Annotated in this window: 18 protein-coding genes; 12 read left to right on the forward strand and 6 right to left on the reverse strand. The window is 48.4% G+C overall.

Annotated elements, in window-relative coordinates; all coding sequences use genetic code 11:
* Window positions 1–6 precede the first annotated feature (6 nt).
* Window positions 7–447, reverse strand: a complete 441-nt coding sequence (locus C7R56_RS01040) for a MarR family winged helix-turn-helix transcriptional regulator (RefSeq protein ID WP_107994784.1) — start codon at window positions 445–447, stop codon at window positions 7–9.
* A 182-nt stretch (window positions 448–629) separates the two neighbouring features.
* Between C7R56_RS01040 and trxA the strand changes: the two genes are divergently transcribed.
* Both trxA and budA read left to right on the forward strand, forming a co-directional pair.
* Complete coding sequence (gene trxA / locus C7R56_RS01045) at window positions 630–944, forward strand: thioredoxin (RefSeq protein WP_107994785.1); 315 nt, start codon at window positions 630–632, stop codon at window positions 942–944.
* Between the two features lie 168 nt (window positions 945–1,112).
* Complete coding sequence (gene budA, locus C7R56_RS01050) at window positions 1,113–1,826, forward strand: acetolactate decarboxylase (protein WP_107994786.1); 714 nt, start codon at window positions 1,113–1,115, stop codon at window positions 1,824–1,826.
* 104 nt (window positions 1,827–1,930) lie between these two features.
* Here budA and pfkB read toward each other — a convergent pair whose 3' ends face one another.
* The gene (pfkB, locus tag C7R56_RS01055; RefSeq protein WP_107994787.1) at window positions 1,931–2,845 is read right to left on the reverse strand and encodes a 1-phosphofructokinase; all 915 of its coding nucleotides are present in this window, start codon (window positions 2,843–2,845) and stop codon (window positions 1,931–1,933) included.
* Window positions 2,846–3,080: 235 nt separating this feature from the next.
* On the opposite strand from pfkB, the gene C7R56_RS01060 reads away from it, so the two are divergent.
* A complete protein-coding gene (locus C7R56_RS01060; protein WP_107994788.1) occupies window positions 3,081–5,471 on the forward strand; it encodes an AAA family ATPase in 2,391 nt (796 codons plus the stop codon).
* A gap of 54 nt (window positions 5,472–5,525) precedes the next feature.
* Here the strand turns inward: C7R56_RS01060 and C7R56_RS01065 are convergent, their stop codons facing one another.
* Complete coding sequence (locus tag C7R56_RS01065) at window positions 5,526–6,392, reverse strand: DegV family protein (RefSeq protein ID WP_107994789.1); 867 nt, start codon at window positions 6,390–6,392, stop codon at window positions 5,526–5,528.
* A 135-nt stretch (window positions 6,393–6,527) separates the two neighbouring features.
* On the opposite strand from C7R56_RS01065, the gene C7R56_RS01070 reads away from it, so the two are divergent.
* Entirely contained in the window at window positions 6,528–6,866 is a 339-nt protein-coding gene (locus tag C7R56_RS01070) for a hypothetical protein (RefSeq protein ID WP_107994790.1), read from the forward strand.
* A 47-nt stretch (window positions 6,867–6,913) separates the two neighbouring features.
* On the opposite strand, the gene rlmN is transcribed toward C7R56_RS01070, so the two are convergent.
* A complete protein-coding gene (gene rlmN, locus C7R56_RS01075) occupies window positions 6,914–7,978 on the reverse strand; it encodes a 23S rRNA (adenine(2503)-C(2))-methyltransferase RlmN (RefSeq protein ID WP_107994791.1) in 1,065 nt (354 codons plus the stop codon).
* 240 nt (window positions 7,979–8,218) lie between these two features.
* Window positions 8,219–9,496: an Nramp family divalent metal transporter gene (locus C7R56_RS01080; RefSeq protein ID WP_107994792.1), complete on the reverse strand. Its 1,278-nt coding sequence runs from the start codon at window positions 9,494–9,496 to the stop codon at window positions 8,219–8,221.
* 240 nt (window positions 9,497–9,736) lie between these two features.
* Between C7R56_RS01080 and C7R56_RS01085 the strand changes: the two genes are divergently transcribed.
* From C7R56_RS01085 to C7R56_RS01100, 4 genes are all read left to right on the forward strand, one after another.
* Window positions 9,737–10,114 (forward strand): iron chaperone, encoded by a 378-nt coding sequence (locus C7R56_RS01085; protein ID WP_107994793.1) that lies wholly within the window; start codon window positions 9,737–9,739, stop codon window positions 10,112–10,114.
* Window positions 10,115–10,156: 42 nt separating this feature from the next.
* Complete coding sequence (locus C7R56_RS01090; RefSeq protein ID WP_234402541.1) at window positions 10,157–10,495, forward strand: DUF1622 domain-containing protein; 339 nt, start codon at window positions 10,157–10,159, stop codon at window positions 10,493–10,495.
* Window positions 10,496–10,641: 146 nt separating this feature from the next.
* A complete protein-coding gene (locus C7R56_RS01095) occupies window positions 10,642–11,184 on the forward strand; it encodes a ferritin-like domain-containing protein (protein WP_107994794.1) in 543 nt (180 codons plus the stop codon).
* 102 nt (window positions 11,185–11,286) lie between these two features.
* Entirely contained in the window at window positions 11,287–12,006 is a 720-nt protein-coding gene (locus tag C7R56_RS01100; protein WP_107994795.1) for a pseudouridine synthase, read from the forward strand.
* 36 nt (window positions 12,007–12,042) lie between these two features.
* Here the strand turns inward: C7R56_RS01100 and C7R56_RS01105 are convergent, their stop codons facing one another.
* Window positions 12,043–12,468, reverse strand: a complete 426-nt coding sequence (locus tag C7R56_RS01105) for an MmcQ/YjbR family DNA-binding protein (RefSeq protein ID WP_199902956.1) — start codon at window positions 12,466–12,468, stop codon at window positions 12,043–12,045.
* 115 nt (window positions 12,469–12,583) lie between these two features.
* Between C7R56_RS01105 and C7R56_RS01110 the strand changes: the two genes are divergently transcribed.
* From C7R56_RS01110 to C7R56_RS01125, 4 genes are all read left to right on the forward strand, one after another.
* Window positions 12,584–13,063: a MarR family winged helix-turn-helix transcriptional regulator gene (locus C7R56_RS01110; protein ID WP_159072115.1), complete on the forward strand. Its 480-nt coding sequence runs from the start codon at window positions 12,584–12,586 to the stop codon at window positions 13,061–13,063.
* A 24-nt stretch (window positions 13,064–13,087) separates the two neighbouring features.
* Entirely contained in the window at window positions 13,088–15,316 is a 2,229-nt protein-coding gene (locus C7R56_RS01115) for an ABC transporter ATP-binding protein (protein WP_107994797.1), read from the forward strand.
* Entirely contained in the window at window positions 15,313–17,178 is a 1,866-nt protein-coding gene (locus C7R56_RS01120) for an ABC transporter ATP-binding protein (protein WP_107994798.1), read from the forward strand. The genes C7R56_RS01115 and C7R56_RS01120 overlap by 4 nt, the downstream gene beginning before the upstream one ends.
* A gap of 693 nt (window positions 17,179–17,871) precedes the next feature.
* Window positions 17,872–19,395: an MFS transporter gene (locus C7R56_RS01125; RefSeq protein ID WP_107994799.1), complete on the forward strand. Its 1,524-nt coding sequence runs from the start codon at window positions 17,872–17,874 to the stop codon at window positions 19,393–19,395.
* The last annotated feature ends 156 nt before the right edge of the window (window positions 19,396–19,551 follow it).

Here is a 19,551-nt window from a genome sequence, read left to right on the forward strand (position 1 = left end):
AGGCAATCAGCTCTCTGCATTTTTTGATATTTTTTCGAGAATGCTCAAAAAAGTGGCGATTTCTTCTTCAGTTAAACCTTTGGACAATTGCCTCTCCACGGTATCAATCACTTGTTCCGAATTTTTTTTTGCCTGCAAAGCCTTATCCGTCAGTATCATTTTCCGCAGTCTGGCGTCGTAAGGAACGGTTTCCCGCAGCAGCAAGCCATCCCTTTCCATCGTATTCAGGATGCCTGTGACGGTCGATTTGCGGATGTCGAATTTCTGCTCGAGATCTTTCTGAAAGACGTCCCGCTCTGCAGATTCTTTGGCGATGTAGGAAACGATCGCGAATTGCATGCCGGTCAAGCCATAACCATCATTTTCGGTCAAATGCCTATTCATGAGACGCTTTATTTGTTGCCAAAGCGATCTGATCCGGAATCCCAGCAGGTCTGTGTTGCTCATTATTTTTCACCACCCATATAGTTCGTGCCCTAACTATATTATGCCCATTCAGACGGATTGTCAATCATCTTGCTTACTCACGGTACATTTTTATTTACTAATAATACCGGGTGGGGTATAATAATTTTTGTCGATAGGAAATTAAAGCAAAAATACACAGCAACAGGAAGGATAGATAAAGAATGAGCACACAAGTAACAGATACAACATGGCAGAGTGAAGTACAGGAAGGTTTGACGTTGATGGATTTTTGGGCGCCATGGTGCGGGCCTTGCCGCATGCTCGGACCCGTTTTGGAAGAAATCGAAGAAGAGATGGACAGCAAAGTGAAAATCGTCAAACTGAACATCGACGAGAACCAAGCGACGGCTTCGCAGTTCGGCATCATGAGCATTCCGACAATGGTCCTGTTCAAAGACGGACAACCGGTTGAAAAACTGACAGGCTACCATCCGAAAGATGTTTTGGTTGATTACCTGGAGACTAAATTAGCGTAACATAGTATGAATGGAGGGCTGTCCCGTTTCGGGGCGGCCCTCATTGTTTGCCGCCTGAAAATCTGTGTGGCGCGATTGTTTGCCGCCTTCCCGCTGTGATATAATGGGCTATCATGATCAGACAAAATAATAAATGATTGCGCAAGGGCACAGAAGGGGCGGGAGCAGATGGGCGAAAGTACATTGTATCAGCATCAGACGATGGGAGATTTGATGGCGGGGGTATTCGATGGAACCCTGACATTTGAGGAACTATTGAAGCATGGGGATATCGGGATCGGGACTTTCCATGATTTTGAAGGGGAACTGATCCTGCTGGACGGCATCGCCTATCAAGCGAAGGCGGACGGAACGATTTCGAAAGTCGATCCATCCCAAACGACGCCGCATGCCGCGGTGACTTTTTTTCAACCGGATCGCGAATACGACATCGACCGGCCGATGACGCTGAGGAAAGTCCGCTCGGATATCGTCAAGCGCGTCCGCAGCCGGAATGTGTTCTCCGTCGTCAAAATAACCGGACATTTCGAATATATGCATACACGGGCAGTGCCGAAGCAGCAAAAACCCTATCCACGCCTCATTGAAGCAACGCGTGTACAGCCAGAATTCGAGTCCTACAATATGCAAGGGACGGCAATCGGCATCTATACGCCGGAATTGTTCGACGGGGTAGCCAAAGGGGGCTTCCATTGCCATTTCATCAGTGACGACCGCAAATTCGGCGGACACATACTCGATTACATCGTTGACGAAGCGAAATGCGAAATCCAAACCATTGAAAGCATCACGCAACATTTCGCCGTCCAATCCGATGATTTCATGGACAAAGAAATCGGATACCACAACTTGGCGGAAGAAATGGCCGAAGCAGAAGGCTAAGGAAGAAAAGCGGGCTTGGACCGCTAGCCATCATTTCAGATAAATAAAAAGCGTTGGATAGCCCCGGTTTCCGGAGGCTGTCCAACGCTTTTAAACTTTGTATTCTATTCAATTATTTCCAGAACAACTCGTCCCAATTGCGCCTCGATTTCTTCAGTGGTTGCGATATCCGGGGAGAAGGCTGTGGCAGTCCCGGCGGCTACGGCTACCCGGAAAGCTTCTGAAGCATCGCCCGTCCGGATGAAGGTACCGACGAACCCGGCCACCATGGAATCCCCGGCTCCAACCGGGTTGGCGACCTCGCCGGATAGCGGCGGCGCATAGATGACTTCATTCGGTGTGAAGAGTAGTGCGCCATCACCGCCGAGGGAAACAATGGCATGCTGGGCGCCCAATTCAACCAACTGCTTGCCGTAAGGGATAACTTCCTGCCAAGTGGTGAAAGTCCGGCCGAAAAATTCGCCGACTTCCTTCTGGTTAGGTTTCACGACCAATGGGTGGTACTGCAGGCTGTTGCGCAATTCATCTTTGGTGATGTCGCAGGCAAAAGGCACGCCTTCCTCATGCAGAGAGCGGATCAGCTGTTCATAAAAATCTTTCGGCATGGAAGGGAGCTTACTGCCTGACATCACAACGAAATCCTGCGTCGAAATGTCCTCGAAACCTTTCATGAAACGGGCAACTTCCTCGTCGGTTGCACTGGGACCGTAGTCGCTGATTTCGGTATCCTGGTCCGATTTCAGGACGAGATTGATGCGGGTGCGCTCCTTGATTATGGTGAATTGGTTGAGGATATTCAGTTCCTCCATGTAGTCGCGCACAAAGTCACCGGTAAAACCCCCGCGGAAGCCCAACGCGATCGAAGGGATCCCGAGCGCTTTCAGGACGCGCGAAACCATGATGCCTTTCCCGCCAGGCGTGATCAGTTCATCCTGCATGTGATGGGAATGGCCCAAAGTTAATTGGGGGACAGTGACGATATAGTCGATGGTCGGATTCAGTGTGATCGTGTAAATCATAAATAACTCCTCCAGTCTGGATGGCACGCAGTTCTTTTTGCTTTCAATCAAAGTATAACCTTGTCGGCAAACAAACTCAAAAAATAGCCTTTTTGAGCTGAAGCCTCAGTAGGATTGGGAAAAGCCGCGAGCATAAACGCATGAAAAGGAACGGAATTGTGCTAAAATAAAGGGCATCATGAAAAGGTCCATATTAGATAAATAGAGTATAAGAACGGGAAGGAAGAAGCTTCGGATGACAGACGAGAACTTAACTGAAAACGTAGACGAGAGGCTGAAAGGGATCGAGAACAACATCAGGAAAAACATGTCCTTGAGCAGCGTCCCGGTCTTGATGGAAGCCATCCGGACGCATCCGGATCATCCCCATGTGAATTACTTGCTGGGTCTCAGCCACTACAAGAACCGCAACATCGAAAAAGCGATGCATTACGCGCTGCGGGCGGTGGAATTGGACGGCACCGGCGATGCCTATTTGACGCTGCTGGCGAAGCTGTATGCGGAGGACGGCGATGACAAGGCAGCCGAGAGCTATGCGCAAGCCGCCTTCACCCGCAACCCCGCCAATTGGGAAGCGGCACTTGTCCTGGCGAAGATGGCCTTCGAAAAGAACGACCTCCCGCGAGCGTTGGAACTCGTCGATCAGGTGCTGAAGCACAGTCCGAAATCTTTCGCGGCTTTGCGTTTGAAGTCGAAGATCTACCTGCAGCAGGAAGAGGAGCTGGATACGATCCTGGCATCCATCGAAGAGTCCGAGAAATATGGCTATGACGATGCCATCGAGTACGACCGCGTCTATGCCTACTACATCCATGGCCGTTTCGATGAATGCCGCCGCATCCACAAGGAATTGGAACGGACACGACCGCTTTCGCACAGCACCGAAAAAGTCGGCAAACTGATTGCGACCATGCAATCGAGCCGGCTAGCAAGAAGGGCCCCGCATGCCGATTATTTCCATATGGATGCGACCCATTCCAACCGGAAAGTCAAAGTCTCTTTGGAAGAGTCCTTGGCTGAACTTAATGATCTGATCGGTCTGACTGAAGTGAAGGAAACCATCAACCGGATCGTGAAGCTGGTCGAATACGACAAGAAACGGGCCTACATGCTGTCGATCGAGAAGAATGAACAGCCTTCCTATCATTTTGCCTTTTCCGGCAATCCGGGCACAGGGAAAACGACAGTCGCCAGAATTTTGGGGGACATCTTCTATTCCTTGGGCATTCTCGAATCGGGTCAATTGGTGGAAGTGGATCGCTCGGATTTGGTCGGCGGCTACGTCGGCCAGACTGCCCAGAAGACCAAGGCTGTGATCGAGTCGGCCATGGGCGGCGTGCTGTTCATCGATGAAGCCTATGCCTTGGCATCCTCGGACAGCGATTCGCTCGATTACGGATCCGAAGCCATCGATACTTTGATCAAATCGATGGAAGATCACCGCAATGACTTCATCGTGATTCTTGCGGGTTATGACACCGGCATGAAGCAGTTGCTGAAATCGAATCCTGGCCTGTCGAGCCGGATCAATATGCAGATCGATTTCGAGGATTTTTCCGATCAGGAACTGTTGGAAATCGCCAAGGCGCAAGCAAAGGATAATCATTATACGTTGACTGAGGAAGCGGAGCAGGCATTCAGGGTCAAAATCAATCAGGAAAAAGTGGTCCCGCTGTTCGCCAATGCCCGTGCCGTCCGGAACATCATGGAGGAAGCGATGCGCGAAAGGGCCTTCCGTCTGAGCGAAAAGTCCGTGACGAAGGATGATCTGGTCATCCTCGAGCCGCTCGATTTCGGCATCGACCCGAACCAGCTGTTCGGAGATAATATTGAAGACTTGATGGCGCAGCTGCGCAATCTGGTCGGATTGAAGGATGTCAAAAAACAAGTCAGCTCGATCATGAACTATGTGCGCGCTGAAAAACGCCGCGAAAAGATGGGACAGCCGATGAACGATTTGTCCTTGCACATGGTCTTCACCGGCAACCCTGGCACAGGCAAGACCACAATCGCGCGGTTGATCAGCCAAATTCTGAAATCCATCGGTGTGCTGAAGCGCGGACACATGATCGAAGTCACAAGGGAAGATCTGGTCGGGCAGTACGTCGGCCAAACCGGACCGAAGACATTGGAGAAAATCAAGGAAGCGTACGGCGGCGTCCTGTTCATTGATGAAGCCTATTCCCTTTATTCCGCTTCCGAAAACGACTTCGGCTATGAAGCCATCAGCGCGCTGATCAAGGAGATGGAGGACAACCGCGACAAACTGGTCGTCATCATGGCCGGCTATCCGAGCGAGATGGAGCAGATGCTCAGCATGAATTCCGGCATCCGCAGCCGGATCGCCTACACGGTCGATTTCCCGGATTACGATAGCGAAGAACTGACGGAAATCTTCCACATGGCCGCCACCCAGCAAGGTTTTGTGCTGACGGAGGAAGCCCAGGAGAAAGTGAAGAACCTGTTCGTGCAGTCCTATACGACGCGCGACAGTCATTTCGGCAATGCCCGCACGGCCAGGAGCCTCTTCGAGAAGGCAAAGCTGCACCAAAGCAACCGCTTAGCCGAAGATGAGGACGCGGATCTGTTCACGATCCTCCCAGAGGATATCGAAGAGAATAGTTAGACAAACAAAAAAACTTCTGCACTCGGAATTCCGTAAATGCAGAAGTTTTTTTATTTATTCGTCGTTGCCTGTTTTTTCAATCCCAGCAATCCCAAAAGCGCCAGGACCGCCATGGGAAGTGATGACCCCGCCGGTCTGGACCCAAGTGACGTCCTGGAAACCTTTTTCCTTCGCGTAATTTTCCATTTGGGTCATGATTTCTTCTTCCAAACCGAGTGAATGGATAAGGTACAGCTTTTTGTCGTCGATGGCGTAAGCCTTCAGGTAGTCATCAAAAAAATCGACAACGACGCGGCTCATCTTGCCGCGGTATTTTTTTGTGGAAACCAATTTGCCATCGATCAACTCGATCGTCGGTTTTATTTTCAGGAGCGATGCCCCCAGATAAGCGGCGTTGGAGACGCGGCCCCCTGCCCGCAGGAATTCGAGACCGGATGGCATGAACGAGAAGTGCGTGCGCGGCACTGCTGCTTCGATGGCGGCAACCAATCGCTCCACTGCGATGTCCGGCTCCTTTTCAAGTAGATCAGCGGCATAAAGCACGATTGCCGCCAAGCCACCGGATACGTTCAGGGCATCGATAAGGTAGATGTTCTCGAAATCTTCCGCCGCCAACACGGCACTCTGGAATGAGGAAGAGGCCTTGGAAGTGTAGCCAATATGCACGATGATGCTATCGGGCTGCTCAGAGCGGATCTTTTCGAAAAAAGCGGTATATTCGTTCGGATTGGTTGCGGTCGTGGAAGGGGTTTTTTTGGTTCGCTCGTAATAATCATACAGATCCGTGACCGGAAAAGATCCATCAAGATGATCGATATCATCCATGATGACGTGCATCGATACAATCTGGATATTGTGTTTCTTTGCCAAATCAGTGGGTATATCCGCGCCGCTTTCAGTCGTAAGGATTACTCTGCTCATACTATTCCTCCGTCTCCAATGGTCAAATATATTATTGCCAATGGACTTAATTTGTTGGTTCCAATATACCACACTTTTAGTGCCCGACCAAAAAGTGTTATGATGGAATCAGAAACAGGAAAGGAAGAATGAGGCATGACCAAAAGTGGTAAAAACCGGAAATCGGACAGCGTCACGATGCTTGCGGTTGCGGGATATGTGCTGTTCTTGGTAGTTGGATTTCCTGCGGCTGAGAGAGCAGGCGGCTTTTATCCGGCGCTGATGATTTTAGGGGGGATCGCGGTTCTATTCGCGATCGTCTACTACCATTCGCGCGTGAATGCGTACGCCTGTCCACAGTGCAAGCGCAAATTCAAAATCAGCTTCCTGACTGATCTGTTGTCTTTGAACGGAGGCAAGCGAGGCAAACGGTTGACTTGCCCGCACTGCGGATTCAAAGGTTGGATGCAGGAGACAGCACCTGACGAAGAATAATTAAAAAAGCAACCTCATTTTACCGAGGTTGCTTAGTGAAAGGTCAATTATTTAGTTGCTTTTTCCAGATGCTTACTGCGCAGTTGGCCACAAGCAGCATCGATGTCGGTGCCGTGTTCCTTGCGGATGACGCAGTTGATGTTGTTCTTTTTGAGGATATCATAGAATGCCAAAATATCCTTTTTGGTGCTGCGTTCGTATTTGATGTGTTCAGCAACCGGATTGTAAGGGATCAGGTTCACGTAGGACAGGTGACGCTTATCCTTCAATAAGGCGACCAATTCATGCGCCTGTTCCGGTCTGTCGTTCACGCCAGAGATCATGATGTATTCGAAAGTGATGCGGCGGTTCGTCTTTTCCAGATATTCGTCGATGGCGGACATGACTTCCTTCAGCGGGTGTTTGCGGTTGATGCGCATCATACGGCTACGGATTTCATCGTTCGGCGCGTGGAGGGACAAAGCCAAGTTGACTTGCAGTCCGTTTTCCGCGAATTCCCGGATCTTCGGAGCCAATCCACTGGTGGAAACGGTGATGTGACGCGCGCCGATTGCCAAACCTTTGGCATGGTTGACGATGTTCAGGAAGGCGATGACATTATCGTAGTTGTCGAACGGTTCGCCGATGCCCATCACAACGATGTGGCTGACGCGTTCGCCATTGCCTTTTTGATCCAAGTAGTGCTGGATCTGCATGATTTGCGCAACGATTTCGCCGGCAGTCAGATCGCGTTGTTTCCGTTTCAGGCCGCTTGCGCAGAACGTGCAGCCGATATCGCAGCCGACTTGCGTCGTAACGCAGACGGACAGGCCATATTCTTGACGCATCAGGACGGTTTCAATCATCAGTTTGTCTTCCAGCTGAAAGAGGTATTTAGTTGTGCCGTCCGCTGATTCCTGGACGACCACTTGATTCAGGGGCTGCAGCAAGAAGGTGTCGGAGAGAAGGGCAACCAAATCTTTTGACAGGTTCGTCATTTCCGAGAAATCGAGGACCCGTTTGATATATAGCCAGTCCCAGATCTGTTGGGCGCGGAATTTTTTCTGGCCTTGTTCCAACAACCAAGCTTCCAGCTGATCCAAAGTCAATCCATAAATAGAAGGTGTATTCATTTTACTTTCCTTTCTTTACCGTTCAAATTTTCATTCCATATCATAACACATTTTTATGAAAATGGAATCACATCCTTAAAATAAGTAACATGGTGCAAAAATGGCAACTTATTGGATCTTCCGTGAGTTGAGTCCGCGCAGCCTCACGGAGACTTATGACTTGCGCGGAAAATAGGCCCCGGATAACCTTTATCCGAGACCCGATTCTTTTTTAGCCATTATTCACAGAAAAACAGCCCGCTAGAGGCCGAAGAAATCCTTCATGAAAAGCAAGCCGATGCCGAACATCACCAACGTCGCAATGCCGCCGACCACATTTCCCAAACGACGGTTCGTATGGCTGCCCATCACTTTTTTATTGTTTCCGATGAAGAGGATCAAGAGCATCAAGGGTGGGGCCATCAAGCCATTGATGGCTGCGGAATAGTACAAGGCCCTCATCGGATCGATCCCGATGAAATTGATCGTCAGTCCGATGAGCGTCGCGATGGTGATGACGCCGTAGAAACCATGCGCCTCCTTCAGTTTCTTCCCCAAACCCGTCTCCCAACCGAAAAATTCGGAAATGGCGTAGGATGAGGAGCCAGCCAAAACAGGCACACCAAGCAGTCCCGTTCCGATGATGCCCAAAGCGAACAACCAATAGGCAAAGTCTCCCACCAATGGCCGAAGCGCCTGAGCGGCCTCCGTCGCGGAGTTGATGGTGGTGATGCCGCTAAGATGAAGGGTCCCTGCCGTCGTCAACACAATCATGAAAGCAGTGACGGTTGTAAAAAACATCCCGACTATCGTATCAATTTTCATATTCTTGATATCCTTGACAAAGATGCGGGGTTTCCCGATGCCGATTCCTTTGATTTTATGCTCGACAATCTCTTTTTCCACTTCTTCATCCGCTTGCCAAAAAAACAGGTAAGGGGAAATCGTCGTACCTAAAAAGGCCACCACATTAAGCGTGAATTCCCGGGAAGGATAAAAGGTTGGGACAAGGGTGTGCTGAAGGACAGCCCCCCAATCTTGGCGGACCATGAATGCCGTGAAAAAATAAGCGAACAGAGAAAGCGTCAGTAGCATCAGAAATCTCGAATAATGTTTGTAGTCCATGAAAATTTCCAGAACCAAGGTCAGGGCCGTCATGACTAGGATCCAAAAAATGAACGGTAAACCGAGCACCATCTGAGCCACCGCGGCCATCGCACCCAGATCGGCACCGATGTTGATCGTATTGGCGATGAACAGAAGGGAGATTGCCGGATAGCTTACCCACTTAGGATAGGACTGTCTCATGATCCCGGTCAGCCCTTTACCCGAAACCAGCCCAATCCGTCCGCACATTTCTTGAATAGCAATCGCAAAGATGCAAGAAATCGGAGAAAGCCACAACAGATGAAGGCCGAACATGGCTCCTGTCTGCGAATAGGTGACGATGCCGGATGGATCATCATCAGAGGCTCCAGTGATGACGCCCGGTCCAAATTTTTTGAGGAATTTTTTGGTATTTTTGAGAATTTTACGCATGTTTCTCACTCCCTTGTTGGGTTGTACATCTGCAACCAGACTTTCCTAAAAATAGTTATGTTAGGCATCATCAGTGCCGGTCAGTAGTGGGTTAAGGGAGCGGCTTGTCCAGTTTTTTTATCCTCTTTGCCATCATCATACCTACTATTCGTTAAGCTTGCAAGCACTTGCATCAGCATATGATATACTATTTACAGGAACGCAAAAAACAGAAAATCGAGATCATCGAGGTGGATTAAAATGGAAGAATCAGCTGTAAAAATTGAAACAATTGATGCATACATCAGCCGCTACGACGAGGATATTCGGGCAATCCTGCAGGAATTTCGTCGGCTGATAAAAGAAGAGGCACCTGATGCGACAGAGAAAATCAGTTATCAGATGCCGACCTTCTACCTAAACGGGAACTTGGTGCATTTTGCTGTGCAGAAAAATCATATCGGTTTCTATCCCGCGCCAAGCGGCGTTGCGGCTTTCAAGGAAGAATTGACGGATTACAAGACCTCAAAAGGCGCCATTCAATTTCCGCTGACGAAACCTATCCCATACGAGCTTGTGCGCCGGATCGTCCGCTTCCGGGTTGAAGAAGCGATTGGGAAAAAGAAACAGGACAAATAATGAACCGTCCTGCTTGATTATCTGAATTCTAAAAGGAGGAGTATGATGGATCTACATGCTGTCTTAACCAAAGTCATCCCAACACTTGCGAGCCTGATCGAGGGCATCGGTGTCCTGATCATCCTTTATGGGTGCGTCAAGTCGTTGTATCTGTTCATTCTGGACAGGCTGAATCTGAGCAACAACCAACCGAAACTTGAATTGGCCAAAGCTTTGGCGTATAGTCTGGAGTTCAAACTGGCCGCAGAAATATTGAAGACGGTCATCATCCAGACGATCGATGAATTTATTGTGCTCTCGGCCATCGTCATCCTGCGGGTCGTTCTGACGGTCGTCATCCATTGGGAAATCAAGAGCACTAATTCAGAAGAAGGGGAGTGACTTGCGCACTCTCTCTTTTATTAATTTTATTTTTGAAAAGCGTTCTCTTTTCGCCCCTGTTTTGCCATGCTTTCGACATACTTCTTTCCTATACTGAACTTGTAGAAAAGAAGATCACGAAGCATACAAAAAAGGAGCGGATAAAAATGAAAAAGTGGATGAACGGAGCAGTAGGCGGGGCTTTGGCAATCTTATTGTTCAGCGGCACCGGCGTCATGGCATCCGAAGATGAAGAGTTATCTGGCGCAGCAGCGGTCAGTGAAGGAGAAACGTATACAATAGAAGAAATGTTGGTTTACGCTATCCAGGATGAATATATGGCCGAAGCGGCCTACGAAGCGATCATGGATGCATACGGAACGGTCAAACCATTCACAAGCATCGCCAAAGCGGAAGGCACACACATCTCATTATTGTTGCCGCTGTTCGAAACTTATGGATTTGAAGTTCCGGAAAATGAAGCGGAAGCCCGTATTGAATTACCGGCGTCCTTGGCGGAAAGCTTTGAAAAAGGCGTGGCCGGTGAAATCGAAAACATCTCTGTTTATGGACAATTCCTTGAGGCAGATGATTTGCCGGACGATGTCATAAGCGTCTTTGAACGCCTGATGGCCGCATCCGAAAACCATTTGGCAGCCTTTGAACGGGGCGTAAGCGGAAATCCCGACGGAGCCGGAAGAATAAAATGATGCAAAACTATAAAACAAGTCCCGCGCATAATCAACTTGCGCCAAGTATCTTTTCCGCTTAGAATATAAGGACTGCAATAAAAACGGAAAGGATGACGATGGATGCGATTGGACAAACTGCTCAACGAATGCGGCTACGGTTCGCGAGGACAAGTAAAAAAAATGATCAGAAGCAAACAAGTCAGCATCGACGGGGAAATCGTGCTAGCGGACAATCACAATGTTGATCCACAGCTCCAGACGGTCATCGTCTCGGGGGAAACGCTGACGCAACACACCAATGTCTACTATATGCTGCACAAACCGGCTGGCGTTGTCACGGCGGTATCCGATGAAGGCAACCCGACCGTCATCGATCTGATCGACCCGTCCGACCGCAGACCGGGCCTCTATCCTGTGGGACGGTTGGACAAGGATACGGAAGGGCTGCTGTTGATCACGGACAATGGGCAGCTAGGATATCAGCTGCTGCTGCCGCACAAAAAAGTGACGAAGCGCTATGTGGTCGTCGTGAACGAGCTTGTGACAGCCGCCGATCAGGAAGCCTTCGCTGAAGGAATCGTCTTCCACGGAGGGACGACCTGCAAGCCGGCCTATTTGACCATCCTCAGCCACGGGGACGATGAAAGCCGCGTGCTGCTGGATATCAGTGAGGGGAAATTCCACCAAGTGAAGAAGATGTTCCTCTCGGTCGGCAAGAAAGTCACCTATCTGAAACGACTGACGATGGGACCGATTGAATTGGATGAATCGATTCCACTGGGGAGCTATCGGCCGCTCAACGAAGCGGAATTGGAACAACTGAAGCCGTATTTCCGCTAGAAAGAAGGCAAATCAACCAAAAAGAGGAGGAGCTAATCAAAGCTCTTCCTCTTTTTGGCGTACTATTGTTTTTTTCCTCGGTTTTGTCTGCGTCAACCGGTAGCTTTCCGTGATGATGCGGTCAGCAATCGGGAAAAGCTCTTCAGAAACGAGCCGCAGGGTGATCCAGTGGGTCTTGTTCATATGATAGGCGGGCATGATTTCCGGAATTGTCTCGCGCAGATAGTCGTTCCGCTCGGGGGTGTTCTTCACATTCAGCCAAGTTTCACCATTCCGTTCATAGATGTAGGCAAAGGTTTTGCGGTTGCCTTCGTGGCGCATGACGGTCCATTCGGAGTCACCGAAAGGATAGTCTTCAATGACGTGCGCGTGCTCTTGGCAAAGGGCAATCAGCCGATTCCTGACAGAAATTATCTCTTCCATACTGATCCTTCTTTCCGGTTCATTTAATACTACAATCATTATATTAAATTTTCCTGAAAATGGCTCGTATTGTATCGAATCCATTGACATATGGATGGATAATGAGATAATAGATAGCATGCTATGTATAACTGGTCGGAAAGGAGGAAACATTTTGATATCACGCGAGATGATGGGTGTATATATCCCGATGCTCCATAACCAATTTAAGGAACAGATGAACCGACTGGTGGGTAAAATCGACTTGACCACGTCCCAAATCCACATCCTTTTCTATCTGAAGGGCCGTGGTGACGAGGAAGTGATCCAAAAAGACATCGAGGAGACTTTCAACCTTACCAATCCGACCGTGACCGGAATCATCAAACGGTTGGAAGCGAAGGGATTCGTCACACGCACGGTCAGTTCGAAGGATGCCCGTTCCAAGAGCATTCATCTTACCGAAAAAAGCATCGCCGCCTCGGAAGAGATGAAGAGGGCTTTGTATGAAGCCAACAAAAAAGTTTTCGAAGGCTTCACCGATGAAGAACTGGACGTATTAGAAGGGTGCTTCAAAAGGATGCTGCACAACCTGGAAGGCGGCTGCGGTCACCAACACGGGCACGGGCATCTGCATAAAAAAGAAAACAACTAAATCAGGAAAGAAAAGGTAAAGCATATGAAAGTGATAATGAAATACTTAAAACCGTTTGCCGGTACGATCCTGATTAGCTTGCTGATTTTATTCGGACAAGCAATCGGGGAATTGAGCCTGCCGAATCTGATGAGTGACATCGTCAACACCGGCATCCAGAACGGAGGCGTCGAACAGGAAGCGCCTGAAGCTCTGCCGGCGGAAGGCTTCGCACTCATGACACTGTTCATGGATGAAGAGGACAAGGAAACGTTCCAGAACAGCTATCAGCTGATCGAGGGCGGATCGGCTGAAGCTGAGGCCTACAGCGCAGAATTTCCGGAAAGCCAACAAGCGGATTTCTACGTGCTTGATGAAACCGATCCGGAAAAAATGACTTCGTTGGAGAGCATCTTCAGCAAAGCCAGCTACAGCTTCGTGACGTTCATGCAGGAAATGTCTGCTCAGCAAGGCAACGCTGCGGCGGTCGATGCCGAGAGCGGCTTCGAGGATGCAGATATGAACCAACTTTACGCACTGTTGCCGCAATTGCAGCAGCTACCTCAGGAAGCTTTCACAGCCTCAATGAAGGTTGCTGATGCTGCCGAGCCGATGCTCTACAGCCAAATCGGGATCCTGTTTATGAAACTCTTCTATGAAGATCTGGGAGCGGATATGGATGCGCTCCAGAACCAATACATTATGACAAAAGGCGCACAGATGCTCGCCATCGCAGTGGCTGTCTCTGTTGCTTCCGTAGCGGTCGCATATTTCTCTTCGCGGATCGCCGCGAAAGTTTCCGGCCGGATGAGAAGGGATGTCTTCGCCAAAGTCGAAAGTTTTTCCAACACCGAGTTCGATAACTTTTCGACCGCATCCTTGATCACCCGCACGACCAATGATGTGCAGCAAATCCAGCAACTGATCACGATCGGTATCCGCATGCTTTGCTATGCACCGATTTTGGCAACTGGTGGTCTGATCATGGCGATTGACAAGAGTGTCTCGCTGGCATGGACAATCGCCGTTGCGGTCATTGCCCTTGTCGGCATCATGATGACGATCCTGTCGATTGCGATGCCGAAGTTCAAAGTGTTGCAAAGCTTGACGGACAGATTGAATCTGGTCAGCCGCGAGAACCTTTCCGGCATGATGGTCATCCGCGCTTTCGGGAATGAACCATTCGAAGAAAACCGCTTCAATGATGCCAATGAAGAGTACACCTTCACAAACCGCTTTGTTCAACGTTTGATGTCCCTTTTGATGCCGGCGATGATGCTCATCATGAACGGTGTTTCGCTGCTGATCATCTGGTTCGGTAGTCAGCAAGTCGCTGATTCTGCCCTGCAGATTGGGGATATGATGGCCTACATCCAATATGTGATGCAGATCATCATGGCATTCTTGATGATTTCAATGATGTTCATCTTCCTGCCGCGCGCTTCTGTATCGGCAATCCGGATCGGGGAAGTGTTAGATACGGATTTGAGCATCACGGATCCGATCGATGCGCAACCGAGCGGAAAGAACGAAGGACTCATCACCTTCAACCATGTTTCTTATCATTATCCGAAGGCGAACGAGAATGTATTGACCGACATTTCCTTTACCGCTAGACCAGGCGAAACGACTGCAATCATCGGCTCGACAGGTTCCGGCAAATCGACGTTGATCAATCTGATTCCGCGCTTTTATGACGTGACAGACGGCGCCATCGAAATCGATGGCATCGATATCCGGAAAATGACGCAAACCGATCTGCGCCGCAACATCGGCTATGTTCCTCAAAAGGGGATGCTCTTCTCCGGAGACATCGCTTCAAACGTTCTGTACGGAAAAGACGATGCGTCGATGGATGACATCATGAAAGCTATTGAAGTCGCCCAAGCGAAAAACTTCGTATCGGATATGGAAGACGGCATCGATACGGCCATCGCACAAGGCGGAGGTAATGTCAGCGGCGGGCAGAAACAACGCTTGGCCATTGCCCGCGCGTTGGTAAAAAAAGCGTCGATTTATATTTTTGACGACAGCTTTTCAGCGTTGGACTTCAAAACGGATGCGGCACTGCGTTCTGCATTGCATGCCTACACGGACAACGCAACCGTCCTGATCGTGGCGCAACGGATCAGCACCATCATGGATGCGGAGCAGATCATTGTCCTCGATAAAGGCAAAATCGTCGGGATAGGGACTCACGATGCATTGATGAAAAACTGTGAGACTTATCAAGAAATTGCTAAATCTCAGCTTTCAGAGGAGGAATTAGCATGAGCGAAATGAAACAAAGAAGACCGCAAGGCGGCCCTGGCGGAGGCCACGGTCCGATGGCAGGAATGAGCGCACCGGTCGTGAAAGCGAAGGACTTCAAAGGCGGATTCAAAAAATTGGCCGCTTATCTGTCGCCCTTCAAATGGCTGATGGCAGTCGTCTTCATATTGGCGATCGCTTCCTCCCTGTTTGGGATTGTTGGACCAAAAATCATGGCTTTGGCCATCGACAAATTGGTAGCCGGAGTCATGCTGAAATTCACAGGCGGGGCCGGCGAAATCGATTTCGATTACATCGGAACAGTCCTGTTGGGGCTTTTGGGCTTGTACGTTCTGAGTGCCGCGTTCTCTTATCTGCAAGGTTTTCTGATGTCGGGGGTTTCCGCAAAAGTTTCCTATAAACTGCGCAAAGACATAATGGAGAAAATCAACAAATTACCGCTGGCCTATTTCCACAAGAATAGCCAAGGGGATGTTCTTTCCAGGATCACGAATGACGTGGATACTCTGAATACCAGCCTGAACCAGAGCCTTACCCAGATCATCACGTCGATCACGACTTTGGTGGGTGTCTTCATCATGATGCTGACGATCAGTTGGCCGCTGACGCTCGTCATTCTTGCTGTGCTGGTCGTTTCTATGATGCTCCTGATGCTGATCATGTCGAAGTCGCAGAAGCACTTCGCCAACCAGCAAAAATACTTGGGTGCGGTCAATGGCCATGTCGAAGAGATGTACGGCGGACATGTGGTCATGAAAGCCTTCAACGGGGAAGAAAAATCCGTTGCCGCTTTCGACAAAGAGAACGATCAATTGATCCAAGCCGGCTTCAAGGCCGAATTCCTTTCCGGTTTGATGATGCCCTTGTTGAGCCTAATCGGAAATCTTGGTTATGTCGTTGTCTGTATCATGGGTGGCGCGATGGCGGCTGCCGGAAACATGACAATCGGGGATATCCAAGCCTTCCTGCAGTACGTGCGCAACTTCACCCAACCTTTGACGCAAGTCGCTCAAGTGGGGAGTCAATTGCAACGGATGGTGGCTGCCTCCGAACGTATTTTTGAATTCCTGGAAGAGGAAGAAGAGACAGTGACCGAAGCGAAAATCGAAATGGCGACCGCTGATGTCAAAGGGAATGTCCGCTTCGAGCATGTTAAGTTCGGTTATGAACCGGATCATCTGGTCATCAAGGACTTCTCCGCGGATATAAAAGAAGGACAAAAAGTCGCGTTAGTTGGTCCTACCGGCGCCGGCAAGACGACGATGGTGAAATTGTTGATGCGTTTCTACGATTTGACGGGTGGAGCCATCTACATCGACAACCACAAACTTACCGATTTCACGCGCAGCGATCTGCGTACGGAATTCGGGATGGTGCTGCAGGATACGTGGCTTTACAATGGTACCATCATGGAGAACATCCGCTACGGGAAACTGGATGCGACGGATGAAGAAGTCATCGCTGCCGCAAAAGCTGCGCAGGTGGATCACTTTGTCCGGACGTTGCCGGATGGCTATGATATGATCCTGAACGAGGAAGCCAACAACGTTTCTCAGGGAGAGAAACAATTGCTGACGATCGCGCGCGCCATTCTAGCCGATCCGCAAATCATGATCCTGGATGAGGCGACAAGTTCGGTTGACACGCGGACGGAAGTGCTGATCCAGAAAGCGATGGATACGCTGATGCAAGGCAGAACAAGCTTCATCATCGCGCATCGCTTGTCGACCATCAAAAATGCCGACCTAATCCTCTGCATGAACAACGGGGACATCGTCGAACAAGGAACCCACGGAGAACTGCTGGCGAAAGGCGGCTTCTACGCCGACCTCTACAACAGCCAATTCGACGAAGGTGAAGAATAATAAGAAAAGCGGAACGGGTTCGCTCAGCCCTGAAAGAAATTTAGGAAATCGTGCCGACTGAGCATCGCAGAGCGCAATATGCTGAGAGACTTCCTGCGTCAGCAGGTTAGTCGAACAGTATCCTTGGCTCGCAGAGACAAGGGGTTCCTTTATCCTTTCCGAAGGGCTTACCCGTGAAGCTAGCCATCATTATTGGATGCATAGAACATTTTGCAACTCTATGAAACACCTATGGTGATGCACTTTTTATTCTAAATAGTTCTCGATTATGACAATAAAAACTGCATCATGCAGCCTAAAGAAGATGATTCCGATACGCAATCGGGATCATCTTCTTTATTTTTTTTGCCCACTTCCCAAAGAATAGTCGTGAAAGCGGATTTGTCAATACTGAATATAAAAAAATCCTCATCGAAGAGTTCCCCAATGGTAATCAGATCATCCTCAAGAAGGATCTAAACCTTTGACGAATGCCATCGCAACACACTTACTTCAGCAAGGATGACAGCGTTCACAAAGTATTAACAATAAAAAAGTTGTAACCGGTTACCAGCGATGGTATTATTTCCTTAGTTATTACAACTCAGTTTTACCAATCGCATTTCGAATACTTTTAAACGCAACGTAGTTTCATAATGTGATAAAGATTATTGAATTGTAAGCGCTGGATTTCATGATATGGAGGGGATTTTTATGTCAAAAAATGATTCAATGATTCAAGGGGAAACGAAACTCAATCGCGCCAAACTATGGCAGATCGTTTTATTCACTTTGAATAACTCATCAACAAATATTTATATGTTCGCTTTTGGGTTTGTCACCTATTATTCAACGGGTCTTGTTGGTTTAGCCGCACTATTCGTAAGCCAAATTATGGGGTACATCCGTATCTTTGATGGGGTTATTGACCCGGCTATCGGCGTTTTGATCGATAAGACAGACACTAAATTCGGCAAATATCGTCCCATCATGGTTCTAGGTAACATTATTACTGTTATTTCATTCTTGATATTATTTAATATTCATAGCCTGGGCGGTGGAATGAAAATTCCAATTTTCCTACTTTCGTTAGTCGTGCATAAAATCGGTTATTCCTTGCAAGCGACGGTTACAAAAGCCGGTCAAGCAGCATTGACAAGCGATCCAAAACAACGTCCCATCTTCAATATTGTTGATGGTTGGGTAACGACTTTATTGTTTACTGGTGGTCAAATTGTTGTCGCAAACTTCTTGGTGCCAAAATATGGCGGTTTTACTCCGGAATTCTTCAAAGTGTTTATCCCAGGAGTTATGGTCATCTCAGCTATCCTCGGAATTTTGGCAGTTATCGGTATTGCAGAAAAAGACAACAAACAATACTTTGGTATTGGTGAAAAAACGACTAAAACATCATTTAAAGATTACTGGGAAATTGTCAAAGGTAACAAACCTTTGCAAATGTTAACCATGGCAGCAGCTTTTGTGAAGTTCAATTCTGCAATGTTCGGTGACCAAATTGTGTTAATGATCCTGTTCGGTATCATCTTTGGTAACTTCGGTCTATCCGGAACGATCTCTTTAGTGCTGATTTTGCCTAACCTTATGTTCACTACTTTTGCAGCAACCATTGCTCAAAAAAGAGGCTTGCGTTACTCATATGTTCGTTATTTGCAAGGTGGCGTTATTTCATTAATTCTATTAGGCGGCTTGCTTTTCTTTGCGAACCCAGGTGATTTGAGCTTCTCTAACCCATCCTTATGGACAGTTGCCTTCGTAATCATTTTTGCTTGCGCGAAAGGATTTACATCCACACCAACAGGCTTGGCCTTGACGATGGCAGCGGATGTCTCCGACTACGAAACAAGTGTTTCGGGACGTTATGTTTCCGGAATGTTGAGCACCATGTTCTCATTGACCGATTCAGTCGCATCATCGTTCGCGCCAATGTCGATTGGTTGGGTGTTAGCCGCTGTAGGTTTTGCAAAAGTATTTCCAACGGCTGACACACCACTTTCGCCACAATTGCGTATGGCTGGTATTGTATTGCTTGCAGCTTTGCCTTTAGCCGGTACACTGATTGCTCTAGCGTTTATGAAATTCTACCCATTGAATAAAGAAACAATGGAAGGCATTCAAATAAAAATTGCAGAAATGAAACAGGGTGATCCAAGTGATCATGATAATGGAGCAGAAATGCCTCAAGCAATCCCTAATACAATCCCTGCAATGAATGACTAAAGCTACGACTTTTCATTTTTGAGTAATAGGAAAAATAATAATGTCAGCGATTGCATGGATAGTCAGCCTAAACTAGACACCAAAAATAACTCTATCATGTAGCCCGAGAAGATGATGACGATAAACTATCGGGGTCATCTTCTCTTATTTAATACC

This window comes from Trichococcus paludicola (genome assembly GCF_003052295.1).
Classification (GTDB): domain Bacteria; phylum Bacillota; class Bacilli; order Lactobacillales; family Aerococcaceae; genus Trichococcus; species Trichococcus paludicola.